Annotated in this window: 22 protein-coding genes; 4 read left to right on the top strand and 18 right to left on the bottom strand. The window is 57.8% G+C overall.

The window, feature by feature from the left end; translation table 11 throughout:
• The first annotated feature begins 32 nt into the window (after positions 1 to 32).
• Complete coding sequence (gene trxA / locus ACFVTJ_RS22390; protein WP_003516334.1) at positions 33 to 353, top strand: thioredoxin; 321 nt, start codon at positions 33 to 35, stop codon at positions 351 to 353.
• Positions 354 to 401: 48 nt separating this feature from the next.
• Here the strand turns inward: trxA and ACFVTJ_RS22385 are convergent, their stop codons facing one another.
• The 8 genes from ACFVTJ_RS22385 to ACFVTJ_RS22350 all read right to left on the bottom strand — a co-directional run bounded on the left by ACFVTJ_RS22385 (position 402) and on the right by ACFVTJ_RS22350 (position 8,653).
• Entirely contained in the window at positions 402 to 1,781 is a 1,380-nt protein-coding gene (locus ACFVTJ_RS22385; protein WP_386910773.1) for a bifunctional folylpolyglutamate synthase/dihydrofolate synthase, read from the bottom strand.
• 86 nt (positions 1,782 to 1,867) lie between these two features.
• Positions 1,868 to 2,764 (bottom strand): acetyl-CoA carboxylase, carboxyltransferase subunit beta, encoded by an 897-nt coding sequence (gene accD, locus ACFVTJ_RS22380; RefSeq protein WP_004444285.1) that lies wholly within the window; start codon positions 2,762 to 2,764, stop codon positions 1,868 to 1,870.
• A gap of 27 nt (positions 2,765 to 2,791) precedes the next feature.
• Positions 2,792 to 3,631 carry a tryptophan synthase subunit alpha gene (gene trpA / locus ACFVTJ_RS22375; protein ID WP_386910772.1) on the bottom strand — a complete coding sequence of 280 codons (840 nt, stop codon included), beginning with the start codon at positions 3,629 to 3,631 and terminating at the stop codon, positions 2,792 to 2,794.
• 4 nt (positions 3,632 to 3,635) lie between these two features.
• Positions 3,636 to 4,856: a tryptophan synthase subunit beta gene (trpB, locus tag ACFVTJ_RS22370; RefSeq protein ID WP_386910771.1), complete on the bottom strand. Its 1,221-nt coding sequence runs from the start codon at positions 4,854 to 4,856 to the stop codon at positions 3,636 to 3,638.
• 1 nt (position 4,857) lies between these two features.
• Entirely contained in the window at positions 4,858 to 5,520 is a 663-nt protein-coding gene (locus ACFVTJ_RS22365; protein WP_386910770.1) for a phosphoribosylanthranilate isomerase, read from the bottom strand.
• Positions 5,521 to 5,622: 102 nt separating this feature from the next.
• Entirely contained in the window at positions 5,623 to 6,390 is a 768-nt protein-coding gene (locus tag ACFVTJ_RS22360; RefSeq protein WP_386910769.1) for a M48 family metallopeptidase, read from the bottom strand.
• 61 nt (positions 6,391 to 6,451) lie between these two features.
• Entirely contained in the window at positions 6,452 to 7,684 is a 1,233-nt protein-coding gene (locus ACFVTJ_RS22355) for a polyhydroxyalkanoate depolymerase (RefSeq protein WP_386910767.1), read from the bottom strand.
• Positions 7,685 to 7,810: 126 nt separating this feature from the next.
• On the bottom strand, positions 7,811 to 8,653 hold the full coding sequence (locus ACFVTJ_RS22350) for a fumarylacetoacetate hydrolase family protein (RefSeq protein ID WP_125146777.1): 843 nt from the start codon (positions 8,651 to 8,653) through the stop codon (positions 7,811 to 7,813).
• Between the two features lie 128 nt (positions 8,654 to 8,781).
• On the opposite strand from ACFVTJ_RS22350, the gene ACFVTJ_RS22345 reads away from it, so the two are divergent.
• Positions 8,782 to 9,384, top strand: a complete 603-nt coding sequence (locus ACFVTJ_RS22345; RefSeq protein WP_386910766.1) for a nitroreductase family protein — start codon at positions 8,782 to 8,784, stop codon at positions 9,382 to 9,384.
• 103 nt (positions 9,385 to 9,487) lie between these two features.
• Here ACFVTJ_RS22345 and gyrB read toward each other — a convergent pair whose 3' ends face one another.
• The 5 genes from gyrB to ACFVTJ_RS22320 form a co-directional block, all read right to left on the bottom strand.
• Entirely contained in the window at positions 9,488 to 11,923 is a 2,436-nt protein-coding gene (gene gyrB / locus ACFVTJ_RS22340; RefSeq protein ID WP_386910765.1) for a DNA topoisomerase (ATP-hydrolyzing) subunit B, read from the bottom strand.
• Positions 11,924 to 12,079: 156 nt separating this feature from the next.
• The gene (locus ACFVTJ_RS22335) at positions 12,080 to 12,445 is read right to left on the bottom strand and encodes a helix-turn-helix domain-containing protein (protein ID WP_386910764.1); all 366 of its coding nucleotides are present in this window, start codon (positions 12,443 to 12,445) and stop codon (positions 12,080 to 12,082) included.
• Positions 12,442 to 13,011 (bottom strand): Smr/MutS family protein, encoded by a 570-nt coding sequence (locus ACFVTJ_RS22330; RefSeq protein WP_386910763.1) that lies wholly within the window; start codon positions 13,009 to 13,011, stop codon positions 12,442 to 12,444. Before ACFVTJ_RS22330 ends, ACFVTJ_RS22335 begins: the two co-directional genes overlap by 4 nt.
• A complete protein-coding gene (locus ACFVTJ_RS22325; RefSeq protein WP_386910762.1) occupies positions 13,008 to 14,120 on the bottom strand; it encodes a murein transglycosylase A in 1,113 nt (370 codons plus the stop codon). Before ACFVTJ_RS22325 ends, ACFVTJ_RS22330 begins: the two co-directional genes overlap by 4 nt.
• Entirely contained in the window at positions 14,117 to 14,815 is a 699-nt protein-coding gene (locus ACFVTJ_RS22320) for a Tim44/TimA family putative adaptor protein (RefSeq protein ID WP_386910761.1), read from the bottom strand. Before ACFVTJ_RS22320 ends, ACFVTJ_RS22325 begins: the two co-directional genes overlap by 4 nt.
• A gap of 140 nt (positions 14,816 to 14,955) precedes the next feature.
• On the opposite strand from ACFVTJ_RS22320, the gene ACFVTJ_RS22315 reads away from it, so the two are divergent.
• Both ACFVTJ_RS22315 and secB read left to right on the top strand, forming a co-directional pair.
• Positions 14,956 to 15,492: an FxsA family protein gene (locus ACFVTJ_RS22315; RefSeq protein WP_386910760.1), complete on the top strand. Its 537-nt coding sequence runs from the start codon at positions 14,956 to 14,958 to the stop codon at positions 15,490 to 15,492.
• Positions 15,493 to 15,595: 103 nt separating this feature from the next.
• Complete coding sequence (secB, locus tag ACFVTJ_RS22310; RefSeq protein WP_386910759.1) at positions 15,596 to 16,078, top strand: protein-export chaperone SecB; 483 nt, start codon at positions 15,596 to 15,598, stop codon at positions 16,076 to 16,078.
• 98 nt (positions 16,079 to 16,176) lie between these two features.
• On the opposite strand, the gene dnaQ is transcribed toward secB, so the two are convergent.
• Genes dnaQ through ACFVTJ_RS22285 form a run of 5 tightly spaced genes read right to left on the bottom strand, consistent with a single transcriptional unit; the run spans position 16,177 to position 19,782 of the window.
• Entirely contained in the window at positions 16,177 to 16,875 is a 699-nt protein-coding gene (dnaQ, locus tag ACFVTJ_RS22305) for a DNA polymerase III subunit epsilon (protein WP_386910758.1), read from the bottom strand.
• 20 nt (positions 16,876 to 16,895) lie between these two features.
• Positions 16,896 to 17,477 carry a dephospho-CoA kinase gene (gene coaE, locus ACFVTJ_RS22300; protein WP_386910757.1) on the bottom strand — a complete coding sequence of 194 codons (582 nt, stop codon included), beginning with the start codon at positions 17,475 to 17,477 and terminating at the stop codon, positions 16,896 to 16,898.
• Entirely contained in the window at positions 17,477 to 18,337 is an 861-nt protein-coding gene (locus ACFVTJ_RS22295) for a shikimate dehydrogenase (RefSeq protein ID WP_386910756.1), read from the bottom strand. Before ACFVTJ_RS22295 ends, coaE begins: the two co-directional genes overlap by 1 nt.
• The gene (locus ACFVTJ_RS22290) at positions 18,330 to 18,929 is read right to left on the bottom strand and encodes a Maf-like protein (protein WP_386910755.1); all 600 of its coding nucleotides are present in this window, start codon (positions 18,927 to 18,929) and stop codon (positions 18,330 to 18,332) included. Before ACFVTJ_RS22290 ends, ACFVTJ_RS22295 begins: the two co-directional genes overlap by 8 nt.
• Before the next feature lie 31 nt (positions 18,930 to 18,960).
• Positions 18,961 to 19,782, bottom strand: a complete 822-nt coding sequence (locus ACFVTJ_RS22285; RefSeq protein ID WP_080826996.1) for a pyruvate, water dikinase regulatory protein — start codon at positions 19,780 to 19,782, stop codon at positions 18,961 to 18,963.
• Between the last annotated feature and the right edge of the window lie 242 nt (positions 19,783 to 20,024).

Genomic DNA, 20,024 nt, shown 5'->3' with positions numbered 1-20,024 from the left:
GTGGAAAAGATTTACTGAAAGGAGAGCCAGATATGGCTACCGTAAAAGTCGACGCCGCCAACTTCCAGTCCGAAGTCCTTGAATCCTCCGAACCCGTCGTGGTGGATTTCTGGGCCGAATGGTGCGGTCCGTGCAAGATGATCGCGCCGAGCCTTGAGGAAATTTCCTCCGAGCTGGCCGGCAAGGTCAAGGTTGCAAAGCTGAATATCGACGAAAACCCGGAACTGGCCGCTCAGTTCGGCGTTCGCTCCATCCCGACGCTCGCCATTTTCAAGAGCGGTGAAGTGGCTGATATCAAGGTCGGCGCTGCTCCCAAGACAGCGCTTTCTGCCTGGATTTCCGGTGCTGCATAAGCAATATCAGTGGAATGAAAAAAGCCCGGCATCGCTGCCGGGCTTTTTTTATTGGGGAACCGTGCCGTTGAGGGCCAGTGCATTGCCGGCAAGATAAAGTGAACCGCCGATCAGGATGCGCGGCGCCGGTCCTTCAGGGTCGAAGCGGCGCGACAGCTCTTCCAGAGCATGTGTCAGAGACGATGTTGGCGCTGCAACGAGGCCCGCATCGAAGGCGGCATGGGCAAGTACCACAGGGTCGATCGCCGCATCGGTGCCACCGATCGGCACGGTGAAGACATATTCGGCGATATCGGCGAAGGCCTTGAAATAGCCCACCGGATCCTTGGTATTGATCATGCCTGCAATGATGAACAGGGGGCGTGCCGTCTTTTCCTCAAAGCCAGCCATGGCCTCGGCTATGACCTCGCCGGCACCGGGGTTGTGACCGCCATCTATCCAGATTTCCGCACCCCCCGGTGCGATTTCCGCTATTTTGCCGGTCAGGATACGCTGAAGACGGCCGGGCCATTCCACTGAGGTCATGGCCTTTTCAATCATCCGTTCCGTCACCTCGAAACCGGCTGCTTTCACAGCGCGGATCGCTGCGGCAGCATTGGCGAGCTGATGGCGGCCGGGAAGCCTTGGCAACGGCGCATCCGTCAGGCCGAATTCATCCTGATAGACCATGCGGCCGAATTCTTCGTGGGCGGAAAAATCCTGCCCGTAAACGGAGACCGGGCAACCAATACGTTCGGCCGTGGCGACGAGCGTGTCTAGCGCCGCGTCGTATTCCTGGTGGCCAATGACGACAGGCGAACCCTTTTTCATGATGCCAGCCTTTTCAGCGGCAATCAGTTCCACGCGGTCGCCGAGATAAGCCTGGTGATCAAGCGAGATTGGCATGATGACGGAAACCGCCGGGTTATTGATGACATTGGTCGCATCGAAACGGCCGCCCAAGCCAACCTCAACGACCGCAGCATCGGCGGGCTGTTCCGCAAAAAGCACGAACATAGCCGCAGTCAGGATTTCGAAAACCGTGATTGTCTGACCAGCATTGGCAGCTTCAATGCGGCGCAGCGCATCCGCAAATATCTCGTCTTTGACGTAACGGCCTTTATCGCCCGCTACGCCTATACGGTATCGTTCGTGCCAATTTACCAGATGCGGCGAGGTATGAACGTGGACGGAGAGTCCTGCAGCCTCGAGCAGGGCACGGCAAAAGGCAGTAACCGAACCCTTGCCATTGGTGCCCGCCACATGGATCACCGGCGGCATTCTATTTTGTGGATTGCCGAGTTTTTCGAGAAGACGAGAAATTCTGTCGAGTGAAAGATCAAACCCCTTGGGGTGGAGCTGCATCAGCTCTTCAATGATCTTTTCGGCCTCACCGATCGCGGGCTTCGTCATGTCTTCCGTTCGCCTTTCAGGCGTTTTGCTTGCCATTTGTCCGCCGCCCCAAAAATGAAATCAGGCAACGTATAGCATCATCCCGAAGGCAATTTATGCCTCCGGGCGACATATTTTTTTCCTCAGGCCGAAGCGGCCAGCGGGACGACAGCGTTTGCATTGTCGGCGGGCGCTTTGGTCATGATCTTGAGCAGATTGGCCAGCGTGTCCGGGATTTCGCGACGATCAATGACCATATCCACCATGCCGTGCTCCAGCAGGTATTCCGAGGTCTGGAAGCCTTCCGGCAGCTTTTCGCGAATGGTCTGCTCGATGACGCGCTTGCCGGCGAAGCAGATTTCCGCGCCCGGTTCGGCAATATGAACATCGCCCAGCATGGCGTAGGAGGCCGTGACACCGCCCGTGGTCGGGTTGGTCAGAACCACGATGTAAGGCATGCCAGCTTCCTTCAGCATGTTCACCGCAACGGTGGTGCGGGGCAGCTGCATCAGCGACAGAATGCCTTCCTGCATTCGAGCGCCACCGGAGGCCGGGAACATCACAAGCGGGCAGCGCTCGGAAATGGCGCGCTCGAAGGCCTTGACGATGGCTTCGCCGGCGGCGATGCCGAGCGAGCCGCCCATGAACTGGAATTCATGCACGACGGCGACGATCTTCAAGCCCTTCAGCAGGCCAACGCCGGCGAGGATGGTATCTTCCTGCTCGGTCTTTGCGCGGCTGTCGCGCAGGCGATCGGTATATTTCTTGGAATCGCGGAATTTCAGTGGGTCCTGCGCGACCTTCGGCTGCGGCAGAGCCTCATAGACGCCGCCATCGAAAAGATCGGCAAGACGAGCTTTTGCCGGCATCTTCATGTGATAACCGGACGCAGGGATGACCCACTTATTGTCCTCGAGATCCTTATGGAAGACCATTTCACCCGTTTCCGGGCACTTGATCCAAAGGTTTTCCGGAACCTCCGGGCGGCGGCCGAGCATGGAATTGATCCGCGGCCGAACGTAATTGGTGATCCAGTTCAACTGTCTACTCCTGACTGGGCCGCGCGCTTATTCCGCAGCGGCAAGGCGCGATGCACGCACGCCCGTTGAAAGTCCTTTTACCAGCGTCGTAACGGCCGGCACGGTATCTGCGGTTGCCTGTCCATCCTTGGTCAGGCTGCCGGCAATCTGGTTGACGATGGCCGAGCCCACCACCACACCATCTGCCACGGCACCGATCGCCTTCGCATGATCGGCCGTCTTGACACCGAAACCGACGCAGACCGGCAGTTCCGTATGCGCCTTGATACGACCGACAGCGCCAGAGATCAACGAGGGATCAGGAAGCGCTGAACCGGTGATACCGTTCATAGAGACGTAATACACGAAACCTGAGGTATTTTTAAGGACGGTCGGCAGGCGTTTGCCATCCGTGGTCGGCGTTGCAAGACGGATGAAATTGACGCCGCGCGCAAGCGCCGGAATGCAGAGCTCATCGTCCATTTCCGGCGGCAGGTCGACGACGATCAGACCATCGATACCGGCCGCGAGCGCTTCGTCCAGAAATGTTTCGACGCCATAGATATAGATCGGGTTATAATAACCCATCAGCACGATCGGCGTTGCATCGTCTTGCTTGCGGAATTCGCGGGCGAGATCGAGCGTGGTTTTCAGCGTCTGCCCGCCCTTCAGCGCGCGCTGGCCGGCCAGCTGGATGGCCGGGCCATCTGCCATCGGGTCGGAAAACGGCATGCCGAGTTCGATAACATCGGCGCCGGCTTCCGGCAGCGCCTTCATGATGCCGAGGGAGGTTTGGAAATCCGGGTCGCCGCCCATGAAATAGGTAATCAGGGCCGGGCGATTTTCCGCGCGCAGATCGGCGAAGCGCTTGTCCATACGTGCAGTCATGATCTTATACATCCATTCCAAGGAACTTGCTGACGGTGTGGACATCCTTGTCGCCGCGGCCGGAGAGATTCATCAGGATGATCTCATCCTTGCCCATCTTCGGCGCGCGCTTGATGACCTCGGCCAAAGCATGGCTCGGCTCAAGCGCAGGAATGATGCCTTCGAGGCGGGTCAGCATCTGGAAAGCATCCAGCGCCTCATGATCCATGATCGGCACATATTCCACGCGGCCGATATCGTTCAGCCAAGAATGTTCAGGACCGATACCGGGATAATCAAGGCCCGCGGAAATGGAATGGCCCTCCTTGATCTGGCCATCCGCATCCTGAAGCAAATAGGTGCGGTTGCCATGCAGAACGCCCGGCGAACCGGCAGTGATGGAAGCGCAATGCTCCTCCCCCGAAAGGCCCCTGCCGCCAGCCTCGACACCGACGATGCGAACGCTCTTGTCATCAAGGAAAGGATGGAAGATGCCGATGGCATTCGAGCCGCCGCCAACAGCCGCAATGACCATATCCGGCAGACGGCCTTCAGCCTCCAGCATCTGCGCCTTGGCTTCGTCACCGATGACAGCCTGAAAGTCGCGGACCATTTCCGGATAGGGATGCGGGCCAGCGGCCGTGCCGATCAGGTAATACGTGTCGTCAACATTGGTGACCCAGTCGCGCAGGGCCTCGTTCATGGCATCTTTCAGCGTGCCATGGCCGGCCGTGACCGGCTTTACCTCGGCGCCCAGAAGCTTCATGCGGAATACGTTCGGGGCCTGACGCGCGACGTCCGTCGCGCCCATGTAAACGACACATGGGAGGCCAAAGCGCGCCGCAACGGTTGCCGAGGCAACGCCGTGTTGGCCGGCACCGGTCTCTGCTATGATGCGGGTCTTGCCCATGCGCTTGGCAAGCAGGATCTGACCGAGGCAATTATTGATCTTGTGCGAGCCGGTGTGGTTCAGCTCTTCGCGCTTGAAATAGATCTTCGCGCCACCAAGTTCCGCCGTCAGGCGCTCAGCGAAATAAAGCGGGCTCGGGCGGCCGGTATAGTGTGCGCCGAGATGCTTGAGTTCCGCCTGAAAGGCGGGATCGGTCTTGGCCTTGTCCCATTCCGCCTGCAAATCCAGAATGAGCGGCATCAGCGTTTCGGCAACGAAGCGACCTCCGTAAATGCCAAAACGTCCGTCCTCATCAGGACCAGCGCGAAAAGAATTGGGTGTTGGCGCGTCGTTCACTTCAAGCTCCCTTTGGGCCTTTCGACCAATCATTCACCACATCAAAAAACGCATCTATCATGGACAAATCCTTGACGCCCGGCGCGCTTTCAACACCGGACGACAAATCTAGTCCGCTCGCCCGGGTCTCTGCCAGAGCCTCGGCGACATTGTCCTTGTTCAGCCCACCGGAAAGCATGTAATCTACACTTTCGTCAAGTGAGCGCAGGATCGTCCAGTCGAAAGAAACGCCGTTGCCGCCTGGAAGTTCGGAACCGGCAGGCGCTTTTGCATCCAGCAGAAAACGATCGGCTATTCCAATATAAGGATCGATTTTGGCAAGATCAGCGGCATCGCGAATGGAAATCGCCTTCATTACGGGCAGACCGTAAAGCGCCTTGATGTTCAGCAACCGGTCCGGGCTTTCGCTGCCATGCAGCTGCAAGATGTCAGGTTTCAGGAGATCAACGATTTCATCGAGATCATCATTATCGGCATCGACTGTAACGGCGACCACCTTGGCTGCGCCACGGGCGGCTTCGGCCAGCCTGCCGGCAAGATCCGGCTCGATATAGCGCGGGCTTTTTTCAAAGAAAATAAAACCGACATGGGACGCACCGCGCCTGATGGCACGCTCCAGCGTTTCCGGTGTCTTCAATCCGCAAATCTTGATATCCGGTTTCATACCCGCGACCTGACATGAAATGCGATAAGAGTCGAGCCAAATCGCATCCCTTTTTGATGGAATGTTTCACGTGAATCCAGATGGCGAGGCACGCCGCCAGTTTCAATCGAAATCGATGGCGTGAAGTTTGGAGCCATGGCGTTTCAGCCAGTCCTTGGCTTCATTGGTGTGCGGGCAGAGCTTTTCGCACAGCGCCCAGAACTTAGGGCCATGGTTCATTTCGCTCAGATGCGCGACCTCATGGGCTGCGAGATAATCGATGACGCTTTCCGGCGCCATGACGATGCGCCAGGAGAAACTCAAGTTTCCATCGTGGGAACAGGAGCCCCAGCGGCTGCGTGTATCCTTCATGCTGATGGACCGTACCGGCCGGCCAGCGGCGCGGGCGTGAATGGCGACCAGCCGTTCCAGATCAGCCTTTGCTTCCTTTTTCAGGAAAGTCGCGATCCGCCGTCTCAGATGCTCGGGCGCGCCGCTCACTTTCAGAACCGCCGCACCATCAGCGTCTTTCGCGACGTGGGTCAGGCCCCTCAGGCTGCCGGTGTGTTCGATGCGATGGGAGAGGCCTCTGATATCGATGGTGGCACCGGAACGCAAACCGTCGTCAGGGCTGAACTTCTGAAGCTTGCCTTCCAGCCAGCCCTGATGTCTTTCGAGAAAATCGTCTACCTGACGGTGATGCAGGCCCATCGGGATCGTCAGTTTCAGCGCCCGGCCGCCTGGCTCGATTCGCAAGGTAATGCGCGTGGCCCGCGGGTTTTCCCTGACCGTGATCGGCACTTGCCGGCCTGCAACCGCAACGGTGCGCTGGCTCGGCACGACCTTCTTCGGCGCCGGCGACTTCAGGGATTTTCTAAGGAGCGAAAACATGAAGCCTTCATAACCGATTCGTCCACCCCTTGGCCACGCAAATGCGCGGCGTCGCCTGCCATTAGGTCGTCTGGTGTTTGGCAATGAAATCCAGCATACGCGGCACGATTTCCTTGCGGAAGCGCGAACCGTTGAAGACACCGTAGTGCCCCACATCCGGCTGCATATAGTGCGCGCGTTTGTCTTCAGGGATGTTACGGCAGAGATCATGCGCCGCCTTTGTCTGGCCGACACCGGAAATGTCGTCATTCTCCCCTTCGACAGTGAACAATGCGACCTTGCGGATGGCAGCGGGGTCGACCGCCCTGCCCCGATGCATCATGTTTCCCTTCGGAAGCGCATGGTCGATGAAGACGGTTTCGACTGTCTGCAGATAAAATTCCGCCGTCAGGTCCATGACGGCCAGATATTCATCGTAAAATTCGCGGTGTTTTTCGGCGGAATCGCCGTCATTCTTGACCAGGTTGAGGTAAAAATCCTTGTGCGCTGTCATGTGCTTATCGAGGTTCATAGACATGAAGCCCGACAGCTGCAGAAAACCCGGATAGACGTTACGCCCAAAGGCTGGCTGCGGCCACGGCACCTGCATGACGACATTGTCACGGAACCATTCGATCGGCTTCGCCTTGGCGAGACCGTTGACGGCGGTGGGGTTGATGCGCGTGTCGATTGGTCCGCCCATCAGCGTCATGGAAGCGGGTGCAAACGCATCGCCATCGGCCTCCATGAGGGAAACGGCAGCCAGAACAGGCACGGATGGCTGGCAGACGGCGACCACATGGGTGCCGGGGCCGATCTGCCGCAGCATCTCAATGACATAGTCGATATAATCGTCGAGATCGAAGGTTCCCTCCGCTGCCGGCACCATTCGGGCATCGGCCCAATCGGTGATGTAAATATCGGCCGATGGCAATAGTGCCTCCACGGTCCCGCGTAGCAGGGTAGCATAGTGGCCGGACATCGGAGCCACCAGCAGCACCTTCGGGTCGGACTGGGGGGCCGGATCGAGTTCTTTTTTGAAATGAAGCAGATTGCAGAACGGGCGCGACCAGACGGTCTCCTCCGTGACAGCCACGGTCTGGCCATCAATGACCGTGGAGACGAGGCCGAATTCAGGTTTGACGTAGCGGCGCGTCAGACGTTCGAAAACCTCGAAACCGGCATCGAGGCTTCTGCCAAAGGCGGTACTGGACAGCGGATTAAGAGGATTGTTGCAGGCCTGGCGCATCATATCGGCACCCGCACGCAGGGGCGCCATAGCCGCATGGTTCATTTCATAAAGGTGGTAGAACACTGATGACGCCTCCCTCGCGATCACGCTCTTTTTTTGGACCATAGCAGCTTTTCGCAGGTGCACAAAATTTAAGGCGCCAGCGGTCTCCCGCCGGCGCCTCACTTTTCGTTGAATGCCTGCCAGCGATCAGATGTCGGCGACGAAAGTCTGCTTCTGGGAACCGAGGCCCTCGATGCCGAGTTCCACGACGTCACCAGCCTTCAGGTAACGCGGCGGCTTCAGGCCCATGCCCACGCCAGGAGGGGTGCCGGTGGAAATGACATCGCCGGGATGCAGCGACATGAACTGGCTGAGGTAGGAGACAACGTGGGCGACGCCGTAAACCATGGTTTTGCTGGAGCCATCCTGCATGGTCTGGCCGTTCACCTTCAGCCACATGCCGAGGTTCTGCGGATCGGTGATTTCGTCCTTCGTCACCAGCCATGGGCCTATGGGGCCGAAAGTGTCGCAAGACTTGCCCTTGGTCCACTGACCGGCGCGCTCTGTCTGGAAGGCGCGCTCGGAAACATCGTGCGAAACGCAATAACCGGCGACATAATCGAGAGCATCCGCTTCGGAGACATATTTGGCGGTCTTGCCGATGACGACGCCAAGTTCGACTTCCCAGTCGGTCTTTTCCGAACCGCGCGGAATGGTGACGTTGTCGTTCGGACCAACAATGGCCGAAGTCGCCTTCATGAAAATGACTGGTTCCGGCGGTACGGTGGCACCCGTTTCGGCGGCATGGTCGGAGAAGTTAAGGCCGATGCAGATGAATTTTCCGGTACCCGCAACGCAAGCGCCGATGCGCTCTTCGTTCAACACCGGCAGAGTGGCGAGGTCGATCGCGGCGATCTTCTTGAGACCCTCGGGAGAAATGGCGTCGCCGCCGATATCTTTCACGTGGGCAGACAGATCGCGGACTTTCCCTTCCGCATCAAGAATGGCTGGTTTTTCCTGGCCGGGCTGGCCAACACGCATCAATTTCATGGAACTCTCTCCCGGTTGTCAGACAAGATGATGCATATATGAACGATGCATTCATACTTGTCACCCCTTGACTGCGCCAAGTTTCGAAAAATACCTTTTCCCTCCCTTCAATCAAAAGGACATAGCCCGTGACGAACAGCAATAACAGGCAATCCGAATATCCCGTTGATCCCCTCTTCCTTGATCGCTGGTCTCCGCGCGCCTTCGATGGCAACGCCATGCCGCCACAGCATCTGATGACCATTCTGGATGCGGCACACTGGGCACCTTCCGCTTCCAACTATCAGCCATGGCGGTTTGTCTATGCGCACAGGGATAGCGACGACTGGCCGCTCTTCGTGGAACTGCTGATGGAGGGAAACCAGCGCTGGGCAAAAAATGCCTCCGTGCTGCTCTTCGTCATTTCCCGCGATCACAACATCTCGCGCGAAGGGGAGAAAAAGCCATCCGCTACCCATTCTTTTGATGCGGGTGCCGCCTGGTTTTCGCTCGCCATGCAGGCGCATCTGCTCGGTTACCACGCGCACGGCATGGGTGGCATATTCAAGGACAAGATCGTTGAAAAATTGAACGTCCCGGAAGGTTACAAGGTGGAGGCCGGAGTCGCCATCGGCACGCTGACCGATAAATCCGTTCTTCCCGATGATCTTGCGGAACGGGAGGTACCGAGCAAGCGCCTGACCCTTTCAGAGGTGGCCTTTCAAGGTCGTTTCACCGGCAAGGCCGACTAATTTGCATTACCCTCATAAACAAAAGGCCCGGCGGAAATTGATCGCCGGGCCTTTTGTTAAAGTTTCGTTTCACGTGAATCGTTTTGCGAAAAGCTCCACAGGATTAGATGTCGAGGTTTGCAACGCTCAGTGCATTTTCCTGGATGAAGTCGCGACGCGGCTCCACTTCGTCGCCCATGAGGCGGGCAAACAGGCCGTCGGCATCGGTGGCGTCGTTGACCTTGACCTGAAGAAGCGAGCGAACATTGGCGTCAAGCGTCGTTTCCCAAAGCTGCTCGGCATTCATCTCGCCGAGACCCTTATAGCGCTGCATGGAAAGACCCTTGCGGCCAGCGGCAAAAATTGCATCCAGAAGCGCGCGCGGACCGGCCAGTTCCATCGTACCGTCCTTGCGTTGCAGGACCGGCGGCGTGGCGTAGACATCGCGCATACGAGCTGCAAGCTGATCGATATGGCGGGCATCGGCCGAACCGAGCAGACCCATATCCAACGTCGAGACTTCCTTGACGCCGCGCACCATGCGCTCAAAGCGCAAACCGCCATCCTCCAGCACAGTGCCGGACCAGCCGCGTTCGGTTTCTTCCGCGATCATGTCGAGACGTCGCGCCACTTCGGCAACGGTTTCTTCTGCCCGGGCGGCGTCTGCCGAAAGCTCGGGGTTCAGCGCGCCGGCAATCGCCGCCTGTTCCACGATCGAGCGGCTGTAACGGGAATGCAGCCCGTCGATCAGCGAGCGCATGCGCACCGCATCGAGAATGACTTCGCGAAGATCGGCGCCAACGCGCACTTCACCAGAGCCGAGGGTGAGCGACGCTTCCTCGATACCCATGGAGATCAGGTATTCTTCAAGCGCCTTTTCATCCTTCAGGTACTGCACGGATTTGCCACGCGTGACCTTATAAAGCGGCGGCTGGGCGATATAGAGATGGCCGCGCTCGATCAGTTCCGGCATCTGGCGGAAGAAGAAGGTCAGGAGCAGGGTACGGATGTGAGCGCCATCGACGTCAGCATCCGTCATGATGATGATCTTGTGGTACCGCAGCTTGTCGGCGTTGAACTCATCCTTGCCGATCGAGGTGCCGAGCGCCGTAATCAGCGTGCCGATTTCCTGGCTGGACAACATCTTGTCGAAACGGGCACGCTCGACGTTCAGGATCTTGCCGCGTAGCGGCAGGATCGCCTGCGTCTCGCGCGAGCGGCCCTGCTTGGCCGAACCGCCAGCGGAGTCACCCTCAACGAGGAAAAGTTCGGACTTCGCCGGATCGCGCTCGGAGCAGTCAGCCAGTTTGCCTGGCAGAGAGGCGATATCGAGCGCACCCTTGCGGCGCGTCAGTTCGCGGGCCTTACGGGCGGCTTCGCGGGCGACGGCGGCTTCCACCACCTTGCCGACGAGGATTCGTGCGTCGGAAGGATGTTCTTCCAGCCAGGTGGAGAGCGCTTCATTGACAAGGCTTTCCACGACCGGACGCACTTCGGACGAAACGAGCTTGTCTTTCGTCTGCGATGAGAACTTGGGGTCGGGAACCTTGACGGAAAGAATGGCAGTCAGGCCTTCACGGCAATCTTCACCCTGAAGGCTCACCTTTTCCTTTTTCAGGATACCCGAGGTTTCGGCATAGGAGGTCACCTGACGGGTCAACGCGGCGCGGAAACCGGCCATATGGGTGCCGCCATCGCGCTGAGGAATGTTGTTGGTAAAGCAGAGCACATTCTCGTGGTAGCTATCGTTCCACCAGAGCGCGACCTCAACCGTAATGCCGTCCTTTTCACCTTTGATGGCAACAGGCTTGTCAACCAGCGGCTTCTTGGCACGGTCGAGATAACGGACGAAGGCTTCGAGGCCGCCATCATACAGCAGCTCTTCCTGCTTGACGTCGGAATGGCGCTTGTCTGTCAGCAGAATACGCACGCCGGAATTCAGGAATGCGAGTTCACGCAGGCGATGCTCCAGCGTTCCGTAATCATAGTCCGTCATGGTGAAGGTTTCAGGGCTTGCAAGGAAGGTTACTTCCGTGCCGGAGCGGCCTTCATATTCGCCAATGACAGAAAGCGGCGCATCGGCAACGCCATGCGTAAAGCCGATTTCGTGCAGCTTGCCGTTGCGGCGGATTCTGAGCTTAAGCCAGACGGAGAGCGCATTGACCACCGACACGCCCACGCCATGCAGGCCGCCCGAGACCTTATAGGAATTCTGGTCGAACTTACCGCCCGCATGCAGCTGCGTCATGATGACTTCGGCGGCGGAAACCCCTTCGGAAGAATGGATGTCGGTCGGAATGCCGCGCCCGTTATCCGTCACCGTCACGGAGCCATCGGCGTTCAGCGTCACCGTCACCAGATCGGCATGACCGGCAAGCGCTTCATCGATGGCGTTGTCAACGACTTCGTAGACCATGTGATGCAAGCCGGAACCGTCATCGGTGTCGCCGATATACATGCCGGGCCGTTTGCGCACGGCATCAAGGCCCTTGAGAACCTTGATCGAATCGGCTCCATATTCCGCGGTCGCGCCGACTTCGCTTGACGATGTTTCGGTCATAAGTACTCTTTCCAAAGTTTTCCTGGTCAGGTTTCCAGTGAGAGGGCCTGAAGCCAGCGAATCACTCAAATCCGACATGCGACTATAGAAATTCTACACCCAATCCCAAAGGCCGCATGCTTCAGGATGCTGAATAAAGCAGGGGATAGAGGGGTTTCAATCGCAAGAACGGCTTTTTTGCAGCACGGCTGACAGTTCCTCTATCACACTCGGCGGCAGCTTGCGAATATCCCGTGCGAGACGGTTGGCGAAAGCCGTATATTGCGGCGGCAGACCCACCGTATCGATCACCACTTTCGGGTCGGAGGAGCCGGCCAGAAAGAACAATTCCTCCGCCTCGTCCCAGATAATGTTGAAATATCCGGCGATGCGCTGCAGCAGATCGAAGCTCGGCTTGCCACGCTTGCCATGCTCCAATGCCGAGAGATAGGCCGGCGACACGCCGATCGCGGTGGCCATTTGCTTCTGCGTTACACCCTTGCGTTCACGAAGTTGCCGCACAGCCTCCGCAAAGGGCGTCATGACTTGTCACCGCGCCGACGCGAAAGCCGCACATAAAGCGCGCCATCGCCGCCATGATTGGCGGATGCATCCTCATAGGATGAGATCAGGTGGCGATATTCCGGTTTTGAGAACCACATCGGCACCGCCCTTTTTAATGCGCCATCGCTACCGATGGAACGTCCTTTGCCAGTGATGACGAGCACGTGTCTCAGACCACGTTCGTGCGCCCGCAGCAGAAAATCAAGCAGCACCGCATGGGCTTCGCTCTGGAACATGCCGTGCAGATCGATCCGCCCTTCCAGCGGCAGCCGGCCACGGGTGAGCTTGCGCTTGACCGGTTTTTCCATCGGGTGATGGGTTTTCGGTTTTTTATCCGGTGTCGCAGGCGGCGCTTCCGTCGCCTCCACAAGCATGCGCGGAAATGCGCTTTTGCCGGTTCGCGGAACATTGGATTCCAGCGGGGGTTCTTCAATGTCGTCGAAGGCCAGCAGATCTTCCAGTCTGCCGGAAATCGGCCGCGTTGTTTTTGCGACCCTTCCCCACAGAATGCGTTCGTCCTTGCCGAGCTTGCGACTGCCTTTCATCGCCGATACCTCTCCGCAGCAACCCGCGGCAGCAGTATATAAAAATCGGCCTCATTGCGCACCGTGCCCGCCAGCTCTCCCGCTTCGAAACCGGAGCCGGTGAAGATATCACCCCTCGCCGGGCCGACGATGGCCGAGCCCGTATCCAGCGCCAGCATCAGCCGGGCGAAGGGCTTTCCGTCGTCCAGATGGGTTAGCGTCGGCGCGTGGATGAAGAACGGCAGGCCGAAGGTGTGGACGAGCCTGTCCACGGCCAGCGCACGGCCCGCAATTAACGGCACCTTGGCGGCGGCGATCGGCCCCATATCCAGAGCGGCGACATCCGCCTCCCGAAAAAAAATATAGGAACGATTGTGCCACAGCACCCCGTCCACCTCATCCGGATGATCGGCGAGCCATTTGCGGATCGTCTGCATCGAGATTGTTTTCGGATCGAGTTCGCCACGATCGAGCAGTAACCGGCCGATCGGGGAAAACGGGTGACCGGCCTTGGCCGCATAGGTGATGCGTTTTATCGAGCCATCTGGAAAGACGAGCCGTGCTGCACCCTGCACGTGGACAAAGAACAGGTCGACCCTCGATTTCGCCCAGGCGATCTCGAGGCCCCTGCCCTGAAGACACCCTTCATCGATTGCGCGGCGATCGGGAAAGTAGGAAATGCCGTCCTCATCCTCCCTCCCAAACGCGTAGGACTGATCGAAACCATCAGGCCGGTTGGCGTCGTCAATATCCACCAGCTCCGGCGGCCGGCGGTAGATCGGATAACGCCAGACATCATCGGGTGTGGCGGAAACTTCCAGTTCGGGCTCGTAAAATGCGGTCACGAAACCGCTTTTTCCCTGGGCAGGAGAGATTCTGAAAGGGACACAATTGGTCTCGAAAAACTGGCGCGCCTGTTCCGGGCTGTTAACATGACTTCCTTCGGCGAGCTGCAGCAGCGAAACCAGTTCCGCTGCCGTTATGCCGAGCGCGCCGGTCCTGTAGGGTTTCGCATTGCGAAGATGCAACAGGATCGTTGCCATGGCCGGAAAAAGCTTGCGGGGATCGTCTTCCGGCCATCCGGGCAGATCGCGGAACGAGACTTCGTCGATCGAAAAGGATGTGTTCATTGCTCGGATTCGGTGGCGATCAGCTTCCAGTTCGGATCGCGCGAACGTATGTCACGTGAGAAGGTCCAGATGTCATCCACCTCCGCAACCGCGTCCGGGTCACCATCCACCAGCTTACCGTCCTTGTCGTAGGTTGCCGAAATCAGCTGGCTGACAATTCTCAGCGTGACCTGCACTTCGGAATCGCGAACGCTTGCCTGGGTGATGTCGGCTTTCTCGATGCCAACGAACGTGGATTTTACCACTTCACCACGGCTTTCACGCTCGGAAATCGCCGCCTCGAAACCGTCGAACACCTCTTTCGACAGAAGGTTCTTCAGCGTCTTGCGGTCGCCATCGGCAAAACCCATGACGATCATTTCATAAGCCATGCGGGCGCCGTTCAGGAATTCCTTGGGCCTGAAGGACGGATCCTTGGTCATCACATCGCGCAGCGACGCATTGAGCGGGGTATCGGCAGGCGCCAGCGCATCGGCCTCTGCAAAACGGTTCTCGTCTTCCGCCTCACTGCGCTTCGGCAAAGTCACGACCTTGTTATCGTCGGCGACGGGCCCCTTCGCCACGTCACGGGGGCTATAAGGGTCGAATGGCGGCTTTTCATTGCCTGTGCGACGGCCAAGGACACTGCGCAGCTGGAAGAAGATCAGCACCGCTGCAACGAGAAAAAACAATGTGATAAAGTCGCTAAAGCCCATCTTTTACCAAAACCGCCATTTAAAATCGAAAACCACACCCTCATATAGTCTGCATATTATGATCATTCAAATGTGCAGATTCAATCATCGGTGTCCCGGGAACCGACAATCTGCCAGAGATGCACACGCAAGGCTAGAAGATGCGTTTTTCCTTTCTTCCCATCGTCATCCTGATGATGCCCATCCTCGAAATTGCGGGCTTCATCATCGTCGGCAAGGCGATAGGCCTGTGGCTGACATTGGCGCTCGTCCTGTTCACGTCATTCCTCGGATTGCTCATCCTGCGCCTTGGCGGCATCGGCATGGTGAGAAATCTTCAGGATGCGGGCCGCACCGGCGCGCAACCGGCTGACGAACTCGTCAATGGCGCCATGCGTGTCGTGGCAGGCATCCTGTTGATCGTTCCCGGTTTCATCACCGACATTCTCGGCCTCCTGCTTCTGTCGCCTGCCATTCGTCGGTTTTTCTGGAAAGCCTTCGGCCCACGCGTCGTCGTTTCTGGCTCATTCAGGCAGTCCGGTCCCCAGACGGGTGACTATTCCGGTTTTCGTAATGGCCCCGGAGCTGCGGGCAAATCGAAGGTGGTGGATCTGGATGAAGAAGAGTTTCACCGCGAGGGATCAAAAGGCTCCCCCTGGTCAAACAGGCCTGATAATCGCGACCTGCCCAAACCCTAGCGGTTGCTTGAAATGGATGGCGATGACCCGATCACGAAGGGTTGTAAGCCCCGGGTCGAAATGATAGACCGCCTTCCAAGAATTCACGCCGCGAGGAACCGTAATGACCGCTGAAAATGGCGCACAGGGCGCAGTTAGCCCTTCTCTCAACATTCTTGCCCAGTACATCAAGGATCTTTCCTTCGAAAATCCGGGTGCTCCCCGTTCGCTGCAGGGCCGTGAGAATGCGCCGTCGATCAACATCAACGTCAATGTCAACGCAAACCCGATCTCCGGTTCGGATTTCGATGTTGTACTGACGCTGAATGCCGAGGCCAAGGATGGCGACAAGGTGCTGTTCGCGGCCGAGCTGGTTTACGGCGGCGTGTTCCGCATTGCCGGCTTCCCGCAGGAACACATGCTGCCAGTGCTGTTCATCGAATGCCCGCGCCTGCTTTTCCCCTTCGCCCGCCAGATCATCGCCGATGTAACCCGCAATGGCGGTTTCCCGCCGCTGATGATCGATCCGATCGATTTCGCGCAGATGTTTGCGCAGCGCGTTGCCGAAGAACAGGCCAAGGCCCAGGTTCAGGCTGTACCGAACTAAACGATACCCATCGTTTTTCATTGCAGACAAAAAAAACCCGGGTTTTTCGCCCGGGTTTTTCTTTGGCCGGATTTGCCAATTCAGCGTCTGAGAACTTTTCAGTTCTGGTAGCGGTTCCAGATCGCCTTATCGCCCATGCCGAGAACGAGTTTGCCATGGGCCGCAACCGTTTCCGCATCCAGCCTCGAGGGCAAGCTGCGCGGTCGCTGCAGCGGCTCCAGCGGAACGTCTTCTTCAATCACAATGGTTTGCTGCCTGGCGGCAGAGCCGAAACCGAGTGCAGTCTGACGCCCGCCGATCATTTCGATATAGACTTCGGCCAGAAGCTCGGAGTCAAGAAGCGCGCCATGCTTGGTGCGATGGGAATTGTCGATGCCGTAACGCCGGCAAAGCGCATCGAGCGAATTCGGCCCCATCGGATGTTTGCGGCGCGCCAGCGAAAGCGTGTCCGTCACCAGCTCGGCGGAGACCGGCTCGATACCAAGGCGAGCGAATTCCGCATTGATGAAACCCATATCGAAGGTCGCATTATGAGCCACCCAGCGCGCGCCATCGAAAAAGTCACGGATCTGATCGACGACTTCGCCGAATTTCGGCTTGTCCTTCAGAAACTCATCGGTAATGCCGTGAACGGCAAGCGCATCCGGGTGGACCTTCCGATCCTCGGGATTGATATAAAGATGCAGCGTGCGGCCGGTAGGAAAATGGTTGATCAGCTCGATGCCGCCGATTTCAATCACGCGGTCCAGCTTCGATTCGAGGCCGGTGGTTTCCGTATCGAAAATGATCTCACGCATTCATCTCTCCGCGGCGCGACTCAAGCGCCCAGTTTCTGCAGAATTTCTTTTACCTGATCGCGTGCTGCTTCGACACCATTTCCGGAGTCGACAACAAAATCGGCGCGCCGACGCTTTTCCGCATCGGGCAGCTGCCGGGCAAGGATCATAGCGAACTTCTCTTCCGTCATACCGGGCCGGGATAAGACCCGCTCGCGCTGTATGTCCGGCGCGCAACTCACCACCACGACCTTATCGACGCGGCCTTCCGCCCCCGTTTCGAACAGCAAGGGTATATCAAGCAAAGCAAAAGGCCGATCGTCATTCGCCGCTTGCGCGAGAAAGGCCTCCTGTTTTTTGCGAACCAGCGGATGGACGATTTCTTCCAGCTTAGTGAAATTAGCCGGATTCTGCCGCAGGATATCACCGAGTTTCTGCCGGTCGACCGTACCGGAGACGGTGGTGCCAGGAAAAGCGGTCTCAATCAGCGGAACGGCTTCCACGCGATAAAGCTCGTGCACGACCTCATCGGAATCGAGAACCGGAACACCCTCTTGCGCGAAGAGCCTCGCCGTCGTGGTTTTTCCCATTCCAATCGAGCCGGTGAGACCGATGACGATCATCAATGTTTCTCCATGTCCGAGATGATGAGCGAACGAAGGCTTTCATCCACCTCCGGCATCTTGCCGAACCACCGTTCGAAACCCGGTTTTGCCTGATGGAGCAACATGCCAAGCCCATCGACGGTTGCCATGCCCTGCTCTTCCGCCATGTGGAGGATCGGCGTTTTCAACGGCACATAGACAATATCGGTCACGACCGCCCCGGCAGCGAGCTGCGAGAAATCGAGATGCGGCGCCTCGGTTCCATCCATCCCGAGCGACGTCGTATTTACGAAAAGCCCAGCGCCCTGCATGACCTCCTGAAGCGCTTTCTGGGGATGGGAAAAGACCCGTGGGCCAAAACGGTCGGCCAGCTCGCGGGCACGCTCGACCGTGCGGTTCAGGACATGAATTTCCGCAATTCCCCGGTCACGCAGCGATTGAATGACGGCACGGCTTGCCCCGCCGGCGCCAAAAACAACCGCCCGGTCGATCTTGTGCCAACCCGGATGCCGCTCATCCAGGTTCGAGACAAAACCGTAACCATCGGTATTGGTAGCATGGAGTTTACCCTCCTTCATCCAGATGGTATTGGCGGCGCCGAGTTCTTCCGCCAGAGCATCGGGATAATCCGCCAACTGGTACGCCGCTTCCTTGTGCGGAATGGTGACATTGCCGCCCACCGCTGTGCCCGGCTGGCCTTCCTTCAGCGTTGCAATGAAATTTGCGAAATCGTCCGGAGAGACCTCAACGGCTTTGTAAGAACCGTCGATACCGAATTTTTTAAGCCAGTAGGAATGGATGATTGGCGACCGGGAATGCTTGATCGGGAAACCGACAACGAAGGCGTTTATGGTTAATGTTTCACGTGAATCAGCCATCGATGACATCCAGGTCGCGCAGTTTCGATAAAAGAGGCAGAAGCGGCAGGCCGAGGATCGTGAAATAGTCCCCATCGATGGAAGTGAATAGCTGGATTCCTTCGCCCTCAAGCTGATAGGCACCGACGCTGCTCAGGGCCTTTTCTCCCACCCGCTGCAGGTGGCGGGAGACAAACTCAGGGCTCAAGCTCCGAACGGCAAGCTCGGCACTGGAAACGGTCTGCCACACCACCTCACCCTTGCGAACGAGAACGGCAGCACTGTTCAGACGATGGACTTTGCCGGATAATGACGATAGATGCGCTTCGGCTTCCGCCATAGATTTTGGCTTATGATAGACGCGGGCGCCGAGCGCCATCGTCTGGTCGCAGCCGAGAACCAGTGCATCCGGCTGGAGCGCGCTCACCGCAAGCGCCTTGGCCCGGGCGAGCTCCAGCGCAACTTCTTCGGGGCTGGCGCCGTCTCGTTCCAACTGCTCGTCAAGCGCGCGCTCATCAATATCCGCGGGTATTGCCGAAAATGTCAGCCCCGCATTGCGCATCAGCATCTGCCGGGATGCGCTGGACGATGCGAGGATCAACTCTTGTTTCATCGACTGTCTGCTCCTGATGGTGCGGTCCGAATTATCGCGTCCTCGGGCGAAGGGCAAGGATCGCCGCCGCCGTTTCCTCAATGGAACGACGTGTGACATCGATCAGAGGCCAGTTGTTGCGGGCACAGAGCGCGCGCGCATATTTCAGCTCCTCCATGATGGTGGCGCGATCCGTGTAGCGGCCACTGTCAAATCCTCCGGTTGCGCCCAGCTCCCGGTTTTCACGAACCTGCGATATCCGGTCCGAGGTCGCGACGAGACCGACGATCAGAGGCCGGGTGGCGGCATAGAGGCTGTCGGGCAAAGGCACGTTGGGAACCACCGGAATGTTGGCGGTCTTTATGCCCCGGTTGGCGAGATAGATGCTGGTTGGTGTTTTTGACGTGCGACTGATGCCGATGATGACGACATCCGCTTCATCATAGGTTTCCGGCATCTGTCCGTCGTCATGATCCATAGCGAAATTGAGCGCTTCGATCCGCGCAAAATAATCGGCATTCAGGGCGTGTTGTGCCCCCACCCGTCGTCTCGAAGGCGCACCGAGATAAGTCTGGAAGATGCCGATGATGGGTTCAAGCACGTTGACGCAGGGCACGCCGATCGCGTGGCAGCGCAGGTCCAGGAATTCGGCGAGCTGCTGGTCAACAATCGTATAAAGAACGATGCCCGGTTCCTTGTCTATGAGATCGACGACCTGCGCGAGCTGTTTCTGGTTGCGGATCATCGGATAGACATGTTCGACCGGCATAGACGCGTGAAACTGCGCTGAGACGGCGCGGCCGGCCGACATGAGAGTCTCTCCCGTCGAGTCCGAAATCAGGTGCAGATGGAAGAAGCTTTTTTTGTTCTCCACGCTGTTTTTCTCTCCCTGTTGATAAACCGGGACAAGTCTTCGAATTGTCCGGCGGGCCGAACCGCGAGGTGAATAAAGTGGTGTTTTTCCACAATCCGCAAGTGGCATGTCTCGCCTTCGCGGCGCCTGTGAATTATTGGAATATCGCGGAACTGTTCAAAATTTTCCCCGGATTATCCACAGATAAGTCAATCTGCGGCGTAAAAACAAGGCATTGAAATTATTTGTTTAATTACTGTTAT

This window comes from Agrobacterium sp. NPDC058088 (assembly GCF_042885035.1).
Taxonomy (GTDB): Bacteria; Pseudomonadota; Alphaproteobacteria; order Rhizobiales; family Rhizobiaceae; genus Agrobacterium.
This window is presented reverse-complemented; position numbering and strand designations above follow the sequence as displayed.